The organism is Nocardia spongicola (assembly GCF_047200775.1).
Lineage (GTDB): Bacteria > Actinomycetota > Actinomycetes > Mycobacteriales > Mycobacteriaceae > Nocardia.
Window position 1 is genome coordinate 78,261 of record NZ_JBJZOO010000005.1, and the last position, 15,660, is coordinate 93,920.

A 15,660-nucleotide genomic window follows, 5' to 3' on the forward strand; every position below is an offset into this window, starting at 1 on the left:
CGCTACGGCCGCATCTCGTATGCGCCGTCGTAGGCCGCTACCTCGGCCCACACCCGGTCGAAACGCGGACGGTCGGCAACCGGCGAACGCAGCGCGGAGGTCGCCCAGTTCCGCTGGTCCTCGGTGGCCGACGGCTTGCCGTACAGTGCGGTGGCGTAGCCGTTGAAATCGCGGATCTGGAAGTCGAAGATCTGGTCGATCAGATCCCGGTCCAGCCCGGTGATCGCCGCCTGCTCCAGAATCAGCTGACCGTAGACCACCAGGGAGAACAGGTGGCCGATGGTCAGCATGAAGTCCAGGTCCTGCTGTTGCTCGGCAGCGGGCGCCGCCGTGGTCAGCAGAGTGCGCAGCGCCTGTGCCTGCTCGTAGAACCGGCCCACATTGGGGATATCGGCATGCTTGTCGTAGCTGGGGGTCCAGTCGGCGAACTGCACCTTGCCCGCGCCCCGCGCCGGGCCCTGCTGCCAGAAGAACGCGTCGTCGGCCGCATCCTGCCTGGTCTCGATCTCCGGGTAGTCCTTAGGATTGAACAGATAGTTCGGCATGAACTTCAGGATCTGCCCGACGTTCACGTGTACCGTGCCCTCCAGCCGGGGCAAGGTGTTGATCAGCCGCCGTACCTCGGCGAAGTAGGTGTTCTTCTCGAACCCCTTGGCGGCCAGCACATCCAGCAGTAGCGTCATCACGGTCTCACCCTCGGAGGTCACCTTGGACTTCGTCATCGGGTTGAACAGCAGATAGCGACGATCGTCCAGGCTCGCGCTGCGGAAGTAGTCGACAGCGCGATCGCTGAACAGCTTCATCGCGAGAATACGCGCGTAGGCGTCGACGAAATTCGTACGCACATGTGGGAAATCGGTGACCGGGTTGCCGTAGAGGACGCGGTTGTTCGCGTGGGTGATCGCCTCGTAGAAGGAGTGCTCGACCATACCGATGCCGCCGTGGCAGAGGTTGAACTTGCCCACGTTGACCGTGTTCAGCGCGGCGGAGAACGCCTCGGGGCCGGTGTGCAGGATATCCTCGGCCCGGACCGGGTAGTTCTCCAGGCGGAAGCTGCTGACGTACATCTGCTCGTGCACCACATTGCCGAGCAGACGATAGTTCTCGTGGCGGGAATCGGCGACGAACCAGACGTAAGCGTCGGCGCCGTCGAGATCGGCGCGCCGGGAGAACACCGACACCATACTGGCCACATTGCCATTGCCGATGTAGTACTTCTCGCCGTTGGCGCGGAACAGAATTCCGGCCTCGGCATCCTCGCTGCCCGGCTCGGTGGGTGTGAGCACCAGATCGGTGTTGTAGATATCGGCGCCGCGCGTCTGCTCGGACAGCGCGAAGGCCATCACCTCACCCGCGGACAGATCGGCGGCCGCGCGCTTCTTGGCCTCCTCGTTGTCGCTCTGCCAGATCGGGCCGAGACCGAGGATGGTCACCTGCTCGGCGTACCAGTACGCCAGACCGTAGAAACCGAAGATCTCCGACAGCGCCGCATTGCGCGCCGCGTCCCAGCGCCGGTTCTGGTCACCGTCGGCATAGGCCGCAGGCGTCAGGAAGGTAGCGAACAGCTTCTCCTTCTTCACGAAGTTGAGGAAGTCGGCCGTCCACACCGCGTTCGCATCGTCGTCGAGCAGACGCTGTTTACCCCGGCTTTCGAACCACTCGATGGTGGCGCGCAACAGTCGCCTGGTCTCGGCGTCGAACTGCTGCGGATCGTAGGTGGCCGGGTTGAACAACCGCGCGTCGGTGTTTGTCATGCCGGTTAACTTACCAGCGAGTAACCGCAGCGTGGACCAGGTGTACGGAACATTGACCAGCAAATTCAGGTTACGATTCCGTAAGTATCGACGGTTCGGTTCCTGCAGGGCCTGCACGCTGCGAGCAAGGCCGGAACCCGATCTTCATCGGGAGCCGAAGAAGGAAGACCAGCCACCGACAGTGAACTCCGTGTACGCACGGCCCGGGATCCGCGAACTCATTACACCTCCGGGAAACTCGAGCGTGTATCGAACTACCGGATCACCCGCTGGTTCCAGCGGTACATGCAGGGTTATGCCGTTCTCGATCAACGAGCTCACGGGAGCCGACACATCGGATAAGTCGAACGGTTCATTGTGTGGTATCACAAGGGACAGACCGAGCCCGAGATCGATACGAATTCCTTCGCCCACATCGGTGAGAATCATCGACAACCCATAACCACTACGAGAAATTGCGGTGATCGTTCCCGAGTCGGAGTCGAAGAAGAAACGGCCGATGGTCCCGTATTCGCTTGACAGTCGCGAATACAGCCTCGGCATGACACGCGCGAAATCGCCCACTAGCAGCTCCTACCCTTCGCGACAGCGAAATATCCTTGCGGGCAGGCACATACCCCGATCACGTGGGGTTGGTATATCTGGTCTCCGCAGGCCCCTGAGCCGAGCCGTCAGGGGCCTGCGGCGAACAAGGTCAGCGGCGAACCTTGGCCACCACCGCGTCCACCGCCGAAGCCGCGGGGAGCTCTTCGGTCTCGCCGGTGAACCGGTCGCGCAGTTCCACGGTGCCCTCGGCCCAGCCGCGCCCGATCACCAGCACCAGCGGCATACCGAGCAGTTCGGCGTCCTTGAACTTCACTCCCGGCGAGGCCGTACGGTCGTCGAAGAGCACGTCCAGGCCCTTGGCGTGCAATCCGGCCACTACTTCCTCGGCGCCGGCACGGGCCGCGTCGTCCTTGTTCGCGATGACCACGTGCACGTCATACGGCGCGACCGAGGCAGGCCAGCGCAGCCCCTTGTCGTCGTGCTGCTGTTCGGCGATCACCGCGACCATGCGCGAGACGCCGACACCGTAGGACCCCATGGTCAGCCGCACCGGTTTGCCGTTCTCACCGAGTACGTCCACTTCGAACGCGTCGGTGTACTTGTTGCCGAGCTGGAAGATGTGGCCGATCTCGATTCCGCGCGCCGACACCAACCGGCCGTGCCCGTCGGGCGAGGGGTCGCCATCGCGCACCTCGGCGGCCTCGATGGTGCCGTCTGGCGTGAAGTCGCGGCCCGTGACCAAGCCGACGACATGCTTGCCCGGTGCGTCGGCGCCGGTGATCCAGCTGGTCCCGCTGACAACCCGAGGGTCGACCAGATAGCGAATACCATTGGCTTGCAGTGCCTTCGGTCCGATGTAACCCTTCACGAGGAACGGGTTCTCGGCGAAATCGGCGTCGGTGAGCAGTTCCACCTCGGCCGGTTCGACGGATGCGCCGAGGCGCTTGTCGTCGACCTCACGGTCACCGGGGACGCCGATACCGAGGATCTCGGTCTTGCCGTCCGGATGGCGCAGCTTGACCATGACGTTCTTCAAGGTGTCGGCCGCGGTGACCGGACGCCCGTAGCGCTCGGCCACGCCTGCCTCGTTGGCCCAGTCCACCAGTGTCGCGATGGTCGGGGTGCCCGGGGTATCGAATACGACGGCCTCGGGCTGTCCCTCGATCGGCAGCGGGTCGGGAGCCGGCGTGACCACAGCCTCGACATTGGCGGCGTAGCCGGATTCCGGACAACGCACGTAGGTGTCCTCACCGACGGGACTGTCGGCGAGAAATTCCTCCGACGCACTGCCACCCATCGCGCCCGAGGTGGCCGCGACGATGACGTATTCGACCCGCAGCCGGTCGAAGATGCGCTGATAGGCCTGCCGATGCGCGTCGTAACTGGCTTTGAGGCCGTCCTCGTCCAGATCGAAGGAGTAGGAGTCCTTCATCACGAATTCGCGGCCGCGCAGGATGCCCGCGCGGGGGCGCTCCTCATCGCGGTATTTGGTCTGGATCTGATACAGCGTGACCGGGAGGTCCTTATAGGAGCTGTACTCGCCTTTGACGGTGAGCGCGAAGAGTTCCTCGTGGGTCGGGCCGAGCAGATAGTCCGCGCCCTTGCGGTCCCGTAGCCGGAACAGGCCGTCGCCGTATTCGGTCCACCGATTGGTGGTCTCGTACGGATCGCGCGGCAACAATGCGGGTAGCGAGATCTCCTGTGCGCCGATCGCGTCCATTTCTTCGCGCACGATGTCCTCGACCTTGCGCAGCACGCGCAGGCCCAGCGGCAACCACGAGTAGACGCCAGGGGCGACTCGGCGCACATAGCCGGCGCGAACCAGGAGTTTGTGGCTGGGGACCTCCGCGTCGGCGGGATCGTCGCGGAGGGTACGCAGGAACAGTCGGGAGAGGCGGGTGATCACGGAAGCACAGGGTAGTCGCTGGCCGAACGCCGGTCACAGCGCATTACCGTATTCGTTCGTGCTGGTGTTGCTTCCTCCTTCCGAAACCAAGTCCGACGGCGGTGCCGGAGCACCACTTGCCGTGGAATCACTGGCGATGCCGCAGCTCACCACGGTGCGCACCCGGCTGATCGATGCGGTGGTGCGCTTGGCGGCCGATCCGGAACGCGCGCGTACCGTCCTTGGGCTCGGCAAGGGGGCCGATATCGAGATCGCGCGTAATGCCGCACTGCGGACCTCACCGACCCGGCCCGCCCTGGAGCGCTACACCGGTGTCCTCTACGAGGCGCTCGACGCGCGCTCGTTCACGAAGATCCAGCGGGCCAAGGCGTACGCCCGGCTCGGTATCGGCTCAGCTCTGTTCGGCGCGGTCCGCGCAGGCGACCCGATTCCCGCCTATCGGCTGTCCGGCGGCAGCAAACTACCGGGACTACCGACCCTTCCAGCGCTGTGGCGCGACGAACTGGCCACAGCGCTGCACACCGAAGCCGCCGGGGAACTCGTCGTCGACCTGCGCTCGGGCAGCTATCAGCAATTGGGACGGGTACCCGGTGCGGTGACCGCGACCGTGCTCACCGAGCATCCGGACGGCTCGCGCACCGTGGTGAGTCATTTCAACAAACATCACAAAGGCCTGCTCGCCAGGGCCCTGGTGCTCACAAGAGCCGAGCCGACCGATATCCGTGGGGTGGCACGGGTGGCGACCAAGGCCGGGCTGCGCACCGAGATCGCCTCGGCCACCAAGCTCGTGCTCCTCACCTGAGTGCGCCCGGCTATCCCGCAGGCGTCGTGAGCTCGGTCAGCTCGGCCGCGAGATTGGCCCTGGCGGCGGACTCGTACCGGCGGCGAGCGGCCGTGGTGTGGTACAAGGACGGCTGCTCGGCGAGTTTCCGCAGCACCGCCGCGCGTCCGATACGGAACAGTTCGTCCGGAACGTGCTGGTATTCCGCGCGCACGGCCCGGGTATACGCGGCGTAATCGGAGGAATCCGCGGCGAGGACCGCCAAATCGGCATCACAGAGCACAGCGCCGTTGTAGTCGCCCGGTGCGGGGTTGTGCGCCGCGGTGAGCCGGACCAGTCTGCCGACTTCGCGGCTCAGCTCCGGTGCCGCACCCAGCTCGGCCAGCGTCGTTTCGGCCAGTTCGGCACTGCGCTCTTCGTTGTCCGTTCGGTCGACCGCGTAGATCGCGTCGTGGAAGAAAGCCGCGTAGCGGACAGCGTCGAGGTCCGCTGCGTCGGCGGCGAGCTCGTCGATGACGCGCAGCATGCCTGCCAGATGATGCACGGTGTGATAGCGCCGATGCGGCTCGCCGTAGCGCGCTACCAGATCCGTACCCAGATCGGCCGCCCGCTCCCCCGCCAGCTCGATCCATTGGGTCAGCAGGTATTCCTCCACCACCATCCGCACAGTATCGCGAAGGCCGCAGTGCCGGGCAAGGTTACGTTCACCACCCAGTCTCCGGCCGCGGTACCCGGAGGCTGTGCGGGGCCCGGCCGAGGCTGATTCAGACTTGCTGGGCCTCTTCCTGGGCGTGCTGCGCCTGCGCCAGCTGTTGCGGGGTGAACCGCAGGGTCAGCGCGACCAGCGCGGCCCCGAACGCGAGCAGCGCGCAGACCAGAATCACCAGGGTGTAGCCGCTGCTGAGCGCGGCGATCTCGTCGGGGGTCATCTCGGCGGCCCGACCGGTGCGCCCGCCGAGCGCGAGCGTACGAGAGGCCGCGATCGGGGTGAGCAATCCGATGGCGACCGGTGTCGCCAGGTTCATGAACATCTGCCCCACCGCGGCCAGCGGACCGATATCGGTAGGCGGCACTCCGACCAGTACGCACAGCGGTGCGAGCACCATGGCGACACCGACCCCGAGACCGATCACGATCAACAGCGGTAACAGTTCAGAGACGTAGGCCACCTCGCTGTCCAGGGTGGACCCGAACAGCAAACCGATACCGAGTACCACGGACGCGGCGGCGAGCAGCCAGCGTGGCGCGATGGCCAACGCCGCTTTGGAGGCCAGCGCGCCGCCGATGCCGATGCCGATGGTGAACGGAATGGCCGCGATACCAGCCCGCAGCGGGCCGTACCCGATCACGTTCTGCATGAACTGGGCGACGAAGAAGGTCATCGCACCGAGCACTCCGCCGGCGAGGAAGATCAGCAGGAAGGTGGCGACGCGGTCCCGGCTGTCGAACAGCGACCACGGCAGCAGCGGGTCGTCCACCCGGCGTTCCAGCACCACGAAGACGAGCAACAGCAGGATGCCCGCGATCAGCGATCCGATGATGGCCGGATGTCCCCAGCCCAGCTCGGGCCCTTCGGTCGCACCGAACACAACGGACGCACAGGCCAGGGTGCCGAGCACCGCGCCGGGTATATCCAGCGCCGCGCGGTGGTGCGCGGTGTCGGCGAGCTTGTAGACCGCGCCGAGGATGATCAGCGCACCGATCGGGACATTGATCAGGAAGATCCACCGCCACGACAGCTGGGTCAGCGCACCGCCGACCACCAGGCCGCCGACCGAGCCGATACCGACCATCGAGCCGACGATCGCGATCGCCTGATTACGCGCCTTACCCGGCGCGAACGTGGTGGCCACCAGGGCGAAGGCGGTGGGAGCCGCGATCGCAGCGCCTGCGCCTTGGAAAGCGCGCGCCGCGAGCAGCATGGGCGCGTTCTGCGCCAGCCCGCACAGCAGCGAGGCCAGGGTGAACACCGCCACCCCGACGATCAGCATGCGTTTACGGCCGAAGGCATCGCCGAGCCTGCCGCCGAGCAGCATCAGCCCGGCGAAGGTCAGCCCGTAGGAGGTCACCGTCCAAGCGCCACCCGCGCTGGACAGTCCCATCTCTTCTTGTAACCGCGGCAGCGCGAAGATCACCACTGTGCCGTCGAGCACAACCATGAGTTGCAGCCCGCTCAGGACTAGGATCGCGAGCCCGAAGGCCCGCTGCGTCACCGGGTACTGCATCGTCGCAGCGGGGTTCCGAAGCACAGTGAGCCACTGTAGCCGAAACGTCGAATTTCCCCGATATTCGAAATAGGTGCACTGATCAGGGGGAATCCACGAATTCGCGATTCCCCTCATACCGGGGAGGCCCCCGACCACGGAGGTAAGGGCCAGATGTTCATCAGCCCTCGAATGAGGGGCAGAGTACGGCTGGTCAGCGCGGCTTGCCGGCGAGTTCGGTGCTCGTGGTGCTCGCGAAGTCGACCTGGCGACGGGCATTGGACAGGGTGGTCACCACGCAGGTGCCGACAGGGCCGGTGCGGTCGTAACGGGTGGCACTGCCGATGGAGATGCCCGCCGAGGCGATATGGATCTCGGAATCCTCTCCCGGATGCATATGCGCTACCCGGCCGCGGAATCGAGCTCCGGCGCGGCGGAGAATCCCGCGGTCGGGCCGATCACCACGATCGCGGGTGGACGGATGCCCTCCGCACGCACACGCTCGGCGACGGTCGCGAGGTCGGCGCGCAGCACGCGCTGGGTACGCAGTGTGCCCTCCTGGATGACCGTGGCGGGGGTATCGGCCGGTCGCCCACCGTCCAGTAGCGCGGTGGCGAATTGCTCGATCCGCTCCACAGCCATCATCAGCACCAAGGTGCCACGCAGCCGGGCCAGGGCGGGCCAATCCACCAGGGAATCGGGATGATCCGGCTTGAGGTGCCCGCTCACCACCACGAACTCGTGGGTGACGCCGCGGTGCGTTACCGGGATCCCCGCGGCGGCGGGTACCGAGATGGGGCTGGTGACGCCGGGCACCACCGTGACAGGGACACCGGCCTCGACGCAGGCTTCCAGCTCCTCGTAGCCGCGTCCGAACACATAGGGGTCGCCGCCTTTGAGCCGTACCACGAACTTGCCTGCCTTCGCGCCGTCGATCAGCGCGGTATTGATCGCTTCCTGGGCCATCGCCCGCCCATACGGGATCTTCGCGGCATCGATCACTTCCACTTCCGGACCGAGCTCGGCGAGCAGTTCCGGCGGGGCGAGCCGGTCGGCGACCACCAGATTCGCCCTGGCCAGCAACCGCCTGCCGCGCACGGTGATCAGATCGGGATCGCCGGGGCCGCCACCGATCAGTGCGACACCAGGGGTGATCGGGGTGGAGTCGTCGCTGACCACACCGGATTGCAGCGCCTCTAGCATGGCGGTGCGTACTGCCGCCGAACGCCGATGCTGTCCGCTTGCCAGTACGCCGAGACTCAGCCCGTCGTAGCGCGCGGTGGCCGGAGTCACCGCGGTGCCGAGCCGCGCGGTATCGGCGCGCACGCAGAAGACGCGCCGCCGGGTTGCCTCGGCCACCACCGCCGCATTGGTCTTGGGTTCGTCGGTGCACGCGATCGCATACCAGGCATCTTCTAGATCGCCGTCGGCGTAGTCACGCAGCGCGATGGTGATCTGCCCTGAGGCCGCCATCCCTTCGACGGCGGGGGTGACCGCACGGCTGACCACATGCACATCCGCACCGGAGGCGATGAGCAGACCCAGCCTGCGCTGCGCTACGCTGCCCCCGCCGACCACGACGACACGCCGCCCGTGCAGATCGATCCCGACCAGATAGTTCGGATCGCCGGTCGGTCGTTCTTGCGGAGTGTTCGAGGTGTTCAGCACAAGTTTCGAGCCTACGGCCCTCGATTCCGGCACGGGCAATCGCCCGGAGATGTCCGTGATCGCGCCTGCTGGTCCCGATCGGAGCATGGCCGCCAAGCCGATGGCCGAGCGCGGGCGAACGCTCGGCCATCGGCCCCGTCGCGGCACGATCTCGCCGTACCGAAATCGGCACAGGATCGCTCAGCGGAAGTACGGGTAGTCCTGCACCCAGTGGAAACCGCGGCTGCGTAAGAGGAAGGAGTCCGGGTCCATCCAGTCGAGCGACAGCGTTACCGGCGTCCCGTTCAATTCCCCCGTCAACAGCATCCTGTGTGAGGAGGGTCGAGCGACGGTGAAGGTCGCCATGGGCTGAGGCGAGGCGTCCGTGGAGCGCGGTGGCTCCGACAGCACGAGGGTGTGCGCGGCCTCGTCGACCGTGGCAAGCACAGGCATAAACGAATCATCCATTTTCTGCACCGTCGCGCCCTGCCGATCGACAATGATCCGGCGCCAGCGGTTCTCGTCGGTGAGCAGCGGTGGTACCCGATGTCCTGCCCTGGTGAACTCATCGACGGTCCAAATGCCGTAGAGCGGCGGCTCGGGTATTCCGCTGCCCGCCTTACTCCAGGCTTCCCAGCTGTACTGCGTGCAACCGATCAACACCCACAGCCCCAGAACGACCTGCAGTATCGCGGCGATCCGATTCGCGCGCCGGGAAGCGAACAGCGTGGGCTGGGCAGCAGGCTCGGCAGGCCGTTCCAGTACAAGAATATTCGCCAGTCGCCCGGCCTGCGGCGCCAGTACAACCAGGCTCAGCACCAGCAAGTGGAACGAGAGAATCTTCACCGGCACGTCATAGGTCATGTTCAACACGAAGACCTGCGCCATGCTCACCAGGCTGAGCAGCGCACCGGCCGTCGCGGTACGCGGCAGGAACAGCAGCAGACCGCCGAGCACTTCGGCCACGCCGAGCAGGATCTGGTAGGGCGGGGCGGCCCCCACCTGGTTCCACAGCACCGAGGCCGGGCTCATCGTCCCGTACGGTTGCAACAGCGCGGTCAGCGAAGGCTCGGGCATTTGTGCCGGAATAGCCTTGGCCATCCCGTAGAAGAGCATCTGGCCGCCCAAGCACAGCCGAATGAACAGCACGAACCACGCGCCGAGGGTGACGTACTCGCGGCGGCGCCGGTCGAGCATCGACCAGACCAGAGTGATCACCCCGGCCATCACGAATACGCAGAAGATCAGCACCCAGATGACGGTTTGATCACCACTGCCCGAATCCTCGTGCAGTACAGCGTCGACACCGAATAGATATTCGCCGACCCAGCCTGCGAACCAGCTCGTCGCACGCATCTGCCACAGGATCGCGGAGTCCGGCAGCACCCTGCCCACCGGCCCGGTGAATACGAAGAGGATCTGCGCGAACAGCACACAGAACAACACCAGGTAAGCGAAAGCGAAGCGGAATCCGATCCGCGCGGATCGGCTCCATGGCCGCCGCGCGCCCGAGGGCACAGTACCTGTCGATGACTCCGCGTAATCCGTTCCGACCGTAGTCACCTTGTCCCCTCACTCATCAATGTTTCCGGCGGATCTCCCACACACCGAACATATCGGAACCATTCATGGGATGAACTCGGGAAAAACCCGGATTTGCCAGTACATCTCGCGGCTCATGCACCTGCTCGTCTGTACCCCCTACGGCTGCTCATCTGCCCTCCGAATGCCTGCTTGCCTGTACTCCGGACGGCGTATCCGCGGATGTAGTCGTCCGGGTATACCCCAGCACCCGTGCGCCCGATTCGGTACCGATTTCCGCCCGCGAGCCGACTGGAACGCGTTACATTCACTGGACCGGCGCATCGCGGGCGGTGCGGCCGGGCCGCACGCGTCAGGAGGATGAGGATGACCGACGATCCGGACCCGGCACAGCGGCAGCAGCTGACCGTCAGCGAACGAGACCTCGATGCCATGGCCGGAGACTTGGCGCGCTGGCTGGATTCCAAGGTCTCCGCAGACCGTTTACCCCGGATCTCCGGATTGACGTGTCCGCAATCCGGCGGCATGTCCAGCACCTCGATCCTGTTCGATGCCGAATGGCACGGCGGCGGACGCGCTCAGCGTGGATCGTTCGTCGCGCGGATGGCGCCCGAACCAGGATCGTTCCCGGTTTTCGAGACCTATGATCTGGCCACCCAGTATCAGGTGATGGCAGGCGTCGCCGCGGCCACCGATGTGCCCATCCCCGAACTGTGCTGGCTGGAGCCCGACGAAAAGCAGCTCGGTACACCGTTCTTCGTGATGCGAAGAGTCGACGGCCGTGTGCCGACAGACAACCCGCCGTACGTTTTCGTCGGCTGGCTGTTCGATGCGAGCCCGGCCGAGCGGCGCTTGGTCACGCACAACACCGTGGCGGTGCTCGCGAAGATCCACGATATCCCCGATCCCGCGACGCGATTCCCACCGCTTGACGGTCCGGGCCAGTCGCTGCGCAGGCATATCGCGGCCCAGCACGCCTGGTACCGATGGGCACTCGCGGACGACGGCTTCGAGATCCCGCTCATCGAGCGAGGTTTCGCCTGGCTCGACGAGCATTGGCCCGCCGGGCCCGGCCCGGATGTGCTCAGCTGGGGAGACGCCCGCCCCGGCAATATCATCTTCCGCGAATTCGACCCGGTGGCGGTGCTGGACTGGGAGATGGCCGCACTCGGCCCACGCGAGCTGGATCTGGGCTGGGTGATCTTCATCCATCGGTTCTTCCAAGATCTGGCCACTCGTTTCGGCCAACCCGGTCTTCCCGACTTCCTGCGCCGCGACGACGTGGTCGCGGAGTATCAGGCGCTGACCGGATACCAGGTGCGTGATCTCGATTTCTATCTCGTCTACGCCGCACTGCGGCACGCGATCGTGATGGCCAGGGTGAAACGGCGGATGATCCACTTCGGCGAGGACACCGACACAACCGATCGGGACGACTACATCATGCACCGCGCCTGCCTGGAAGCGCTGCTCGACGGGACCTACGAATGGGGCTGACCATGCCTGTGCCTTTGGACGAATACCCGATCCACCAGACACCGCTTTCCCTGGCCAGGGTGGCCAGCAGTGATCGGAACTTCTACGACCGCAGCTATTTCAACGCCCACGACCGCGCCGGGGGCACCCTGTTGATCACCGGTGCCGGTGTGTACCCCAACCTCGGGGTGACCGATGCCTATGCCGCCGTCCGGCGCGGTGATGTGCTGCGGGCGGTGCGCTTCTCCGACGCGCTCGGCGACCGTGACCTGGAACAGCGCGTGGGTGGTTACCGCATCGAAGTGGCCGAGCCACTGCACCGGATCCGGGTGCTCTGCGAACACGAGGACCTGAGCTTCGACCTCACCTGGACCGGCGCCTTCCCCGCCGTACAGGAACAACCGCATCTGATCCTGGCGGGCAACCGGCCGATCATCGACGCGTCCCGGTTCGCGCAGGTCGGCACCTGGGCGGGAACGCTGCACGTGGACGGTGACGACATCACGGTCGACCCGGCGGTATGGACCGGGACCAGAGATCGTTCCTGGGGTATCCGGCCGGTCGGTGAGACCGAACCGCCAGGGCGGGCGACCACCGAACCCTCTGGCGGCTTCTGGTGGCTGTACGCGCCACTGCGCTTCGATGACTTCGCCGTGGTGGTGATCGTGCAGGAAGAGCCGGACGGCAGGCGCACGCTCAACGACGCGACCCGGGTCTGGCCGGACGGGCGCACCGAACAACTCGGCTGGCCGCGCATCCGCATCGACTATCGTTCCGGCACCAGGATTCCTATCGGGGCGCGGCTGGAACTGACCACGCCGGACGGCAAGCCGCTCGATATCGAAATCACCCCGGGCACCAATGTCCCGCTGCACGTCGGCTGTGGTTACGGTGGCGATCCCGACTGGCAACACGGCCAGTGGAAGGGCCGCGACTGGTCGCACTCGAGCCGCTACGACCTCACCGACCCGGCCATCGTCGCCCGCACCCCCTATGGCGTGATCGACCACATCGCCCACGCCCGCTGCGACGATGCCGAGGGCTGGGGTCTGTTCGAGCACGCCAATCTCGGCCGCCACGACCCCACCGGCTTCGCCGATTGGGGATCGGTGGCACCGTAAACAGACACCGGCGGTCCCGGCCGGATACATAACCATCCGCGGGCCGCGCCTACGCTGTGCGCCGAAAGCACACTGCGCTCCGAAAACACCGTGCGGCGAAATACACCGTGCGGCGGAAACACGGGCGATGCGGTACTCACGGCCGGATCGATGCTCAGCGGGCGAGGGCCGCGGCGAGCACCACTGTGTGGATCGTGGTCTTGGGGATCACCAGTGGCCCGCGACCGGCCGATACCGCAGCCGCTTCCGCGACACTCGCGGTGCCGAGCGCGTTCGCGGTACGCGCGGACGGATTCGGCACCCGCACATCAGCGAGTGCGCGGGCCGGATAGGAGCGGATCGGTATCCGCAAGACCGCGGCGACCGCCAAGAGGCCCGGTTCTGCGGCACGCCGGTCGACGGTCGCCAAACAGCTGATGACACCCTCGATATCGGCACCGAACACTTCGCGCATTGCCGCGTGGATACGGTCCTGATCCGTACCGGGGCGAACACCGATGCCGACGGCCAGCTCAGGCCGGGACATGCGCTCGGGCATAAGCCGCGGCCGCCGCGACAAAGCGGCGCACCGCCTCCGGGTTCCCAGCCGGATGAGTATGCAGATACGAGGCGTGCACCCGACCGGTCAGCACGCCCTCGCGAACCCGTGCACCGGTGCTGCCACGCCATCCCCATGCCGGCGGGGCCGAAGGCTCCGACACCAACCGGGTGCGATGGAACTCGTGCCCGCGAACCCGTTCGCCCGCCTGCCACAGGAGAGAGCCGGAAAGCGCCACCGCGTCTCGGTAACCGAGGGTCAGCCGCGCACCGAACTCGGCGGCGGCGTCGATCACCCCCGCCATCGGATGCCCGTCAAGCGATCGGGTGAGATACAGCAGCCCCGCGCATTCGGCGTGTACCGGCATCCCCTGACCAGCGGCCTGCGCTACGGCGCGCAACAGCCCGGTATTGTCGGCCAGCTGCGCGGCGTGTTCCTCGGGGAAACCACCGGGCAGCACCAGCCCCGCCGTACCCACCGGGAGATCGTCGTGCAACGGGTCGAATACCGCTACCTGCGCGCCCGCCGCCCCCAGCAGTTCCCGGTGTTCGGCATATCCGAAGGTGAACGCCGCGCCACCGGCCAGGGCGATCAGCGGGCCGGAACGACTGGTGGTGCCGTCGGGGGCTGCCGGGTCGCAGCGGGTCGCTGCGGGTGGCCCGGCGCCATCGGCCCGATCATGACCACCTACCGCAGCGGCCGGATCCCAAGCCGGGCCGGTGACCGACGCGCGAGCCAGTGCCACGATCCCTGGCAGGTCCACATGCGCGGCAACCAGGTCTGTCATCGCCGTTACCGCAGCCACCGCAGCAGCACCGTGTTCCACGGCGGGAATCAGACCGAGATGCCGGGAGGGGACCTCCAGTTCGGCCAGCCGGGGCAGTGCACCGAGCACCGGTAATCCGACTCGATCGCAGGCCGCGCGCAACACCTGCTCATGTCGTCGGCTGCCGACCCTGTTCAGGATCACGCCGCCGAGCCGGACACCGCTGTCGAAGGTGGCGAAGCCGTGCAGCAGCGCCGCCAGGCTCTGGCTGTGTCCACGGGCATCCACGACCAGCACCACCGGCATCCCGAGGAGCTTCGCGACCTGCGCGGTCGACCCTTCCGCCACGGGATCCGGATGATGCTCGTCGATCCGGCCGTCGAACAATCCCATCACGCCCTCGACCACCGCCAGATCGCAGCCGCGCGCACCGTGCCGATACAGCGGCACCACACGCTCCGCGCCGACCAGCACGGGATCCAGGTTGCGCCCTGGTCTGCCTGCCGCCAGGCCGTGATAGCCGGGATCGATGTAGTCCGGCCCTACTTTGCAGGGCGCCACGCGATGTCCCGCGCGCCGCAGCGCGCCGACCAATCCAGTGGCCACTGTGGTCTTGCCGCTCCCAGAGGCGGGGGCTGCGACCACGATGCCTGCGGTCATACCCGGCCTCGCGCCGAGGCCGGTACCTCGAGCAGGTCGTAGCCGGTGTGCCGCGAGCGCGGAGGCATCACCATTCGATACCCCGCTGCCCCTTACGTCCCGCATCCATGGGGTGCTTGACCTTGGTCATCTCGGTGACCAGATCGGCGGCATCGATCAGCGCCTGCGGCGCGTGGCGGCCTGTGATGACGACATGCTGTTTGCCTGGGCGGTTACGGAGGGTTTCGACCACCTCAGCCACCTCCACCCAACCCCACTCGAGCGGATAGGTGAATTCGTCGAGCACATAGAAGCCGTGTTGTTCGGTGCGCAGGCGGCGGGCGATCTCCTGCCACCCCGCACGCGCGGCCGCGGCGTGATCCTGTTCGGTTCCCTGCTTCCTGGCCCAGGACCAGCCCTCACCCATCTTGTGCCATTCGACCGGTCCGCCCGCACCGGTCTGCTCGTGCAGTGTGCCGAGGGTACGGAACGCGGCTTCCTCACCCACCTTCCATTTGGCGCTCTTCACGAATTGGAACACCGCGATATCGAAGCCCTGATTCCAGGCCCGCAGCGCCATCCCGAACGCGGCCGTCGACTTGCCTTTGCCCGGTCCGGTATGTACCGCCAGGACCGGCTGATTGCGCCGCTGTCGCGTGGTCAGCCCGTCATCGGGCACAATCTCCGGCACACCCTTGGGCATCGAATCTCCTTGTTCTCTCTCGACTCATTCCGGTCCG

At 66.3% G+C, this 15,660-nt stretch carries 14 protein-coding genes; 3 read left to right on the top strand and 11 right to left on the bottom strand.

Translation table 11 applies throughout. The features are described 5' to 3' along the window. Window positions 1-2: 2 nt before the first annotated feature. The 3 genes from ACL02S_RS12535 to ACL02S_RS12545 form a co-directional block, all read right to left on the bottom strand. Window positions 3-1,754 (bottom strand): acyl-CoA dehydrogenase family protein, encoded by a 1,752-nt coding sequence (locus ACL02S_RS12535; RefSeq protein ID WP_412802554.1) that lies wholly within the window; start codon window positions 1,752-1,754, stop codon window positions 3-5. Window positions 1,755-1,898: 144 nt separating this feature from the next. After that, the gene (locus ACL02S_RS12540; protein ID WP_412802555.1) at window positions 1,899-2,318 is read right to left on the bottom strand and encodes a hypothetical protein; all 420 of its coding nucleotides are present in this window, start codon (window positions 2,316-2,318) and stop codon (window positions 1,899-1,901) included. Between the two features lie 130 nt (window positions 2,319-2,448). Continuing rightward, a complete protein-coding gene (locus ACL02S_RS12545; RefSeq protein WP_412802556.1) occupies window positions 2,449-4,206 on the bottom strand; it encodes a proline--tRNA ligase in 1,758 nt (585 codons plus the stop codon). A gap of 58 nt (window positions 4,207-4,264) precedes the next feature. Between ACL02S_RS12545 and yaaA the strand changes: the two genes are divergently transcribed. Continuing rightward, window positions 4,265-5,008 (top strand): peroxide stress protein YaaA, encoded by a 744-nt coding sequence (gene yaaA, locus ACL02S_RS12550; RefSeq protein WP_412802784.1) that lies wholly within the window; start codon window positions 4,265-4,267, stop codon window positions 5,006-5,008. A gap of 10 nt (window positions 5,009-5,018) precedes the next feature. Here yaaA and ACL02S_RS12555 read toward each other — a convergent pair whose 3' ends face one another. From ACL02S_RS12555 to ACL02S_RS12575, 5 genes are all read right to left on the bottom strand, one after another. Beyond that, window positions 5,019-5,648, bottom strand: a complete 630-nt coding sequence (locus ACL02S_RS12555; protein ID WP_412802557.1) for an HD domain-containing protein — start codon at window positions 5,646-5,648, stop codon at window positions 5,019-5,021. A 103-nt stretch (window positions 5,649-5,751) separates the two neighbouring features. Beyond that, on the bottom strand, window positions 5,752-7,212 hold the full coding sequence (locus ACL02S_RS12560; RefSeq protein WP_412802785.1) for an MFS transporter: 1,461 nt from the start codon (window positions 7,210-7,212) through the stop codon (window positions 5,752-5,754). Window positions 7,213-7,405: 193 nt separating this feature from the next. After that, the gene (locus tag ACL02S_RS12565; RefSeq protein ID WP_412802558.1) at window positions 7,406-7,588 is read right to left on the bottom strand and encodes a hypothetical protein; all 183 of its coding nucleotides are present in this window, start codon (window positions 7,586-7,588) and stop codon (window positions 7,406-7,408) included. A 5-nt stretch (window positions 7,589-7,593) separates the two neighbouring features. Then, entirely contained in the window at window positions 7,594-8,859 is a 1,266-nt protein-coding gene (cobA, locus tag ACL02S_RS12570; protein ID WP_412802559.1) for a uroporphyrinogen-III C-methyltransferase, read from the bottom strand. Window positions 8,860-9,039: 180 nt separating this feature from the next. Further along, the gene (locus ACL02S_RS12575; RefSeq protein ID WP_412802560.1) at window positions 9,040-10,401 is read right to left on the bottom strand and encodes a DoxX family protein; all 1,362 of its coding nucleotides are present in this window, start codon (window positions 10,399-10,401) and stop codon (window positions 9,040-9,042) included. A 345-nt stretch (window positions 10,402-10,746) separates the two neighbouring features. On the opposite strand from ACL02S_RS12575, the gene ACL02S_RS12580 reads away from it, so the two are divergent. Further along, entirely contained in the window at window positions 10,747-11,877 is a 1,131-nt protein-coding gene (locus tag ACL02S_RS12580) for a phosphotransferase family protein (RefSeq protein ID WP_412802561.1), read from the top strand. Between the two features lie 2 nt (window positions 11,878-11,879). Then, the gene (locus ACL02S_RS12585) at window positions 11,880-12,977 is read left to right on the top strand and encodes an Rv3169 family protein (RefSeq protein ID WP_412802562.1); all 1,098 of its coding nucleotides are present in this window, start codon (window positions 11,880-11,882) and stop codon (window positions 12,975-12,977) included. Window positions 12,978-13,131: 154 nt separating this feature from the next. On the opposite strand, the gene ACL02S_RS12590 is transcribed toward ACL02S_RS12585, so the two are convergent. The 3 genes from ACL02S_RS12590 to cobO form a co-directional block, all read right to left on the bottom strand. Then, window positions 13,132-13,503 carry a cobalamin biosynthesis protein gene (locus ACL02S_RS12590; protein ID WP_412802563.1) on the bottom strand — a complete coding sequence of 124 codons (372 nt, stop codon included), beginning with the start codon at window positions 13,501-13,503 and terminating at the stop codon, window positions 13,132-13,134. After that, window positions 13,490-14,941, bottom strand: coding sequence for a cobyrinic acid a,c-diamide synthase CobB (locus tag ACL02S_RS12595; protein WP_412802564.1), 1,452 nt, complete (start codon window positions 14,939-14,941; stop codon window positions 13,490-13,492). Before ACL02S_RS12595 ends, ACL02S_RS12590 begins: the two co-directional genes overlap by 14 nt. Before the next feature lie 67 nt (window positions 14,942-15,008). Next, window positions 15,009-15,623 carry a cob(I)yrinic acid a,c-diamide adenosyltransferase gene (gene cobO / locus ACL02S_RS12600; RefSeq protein WP_412802565.1) on the bottom strand — a complete coding sequence of 205 codons (615 nt, stop codon included), beginning with the start codon at window positions 15,621-15,623 and terminating at the stop codon, window positions 15,009-15,011. Window positions 15,624-15,660 lie beyond the last annotated feature (37 nt).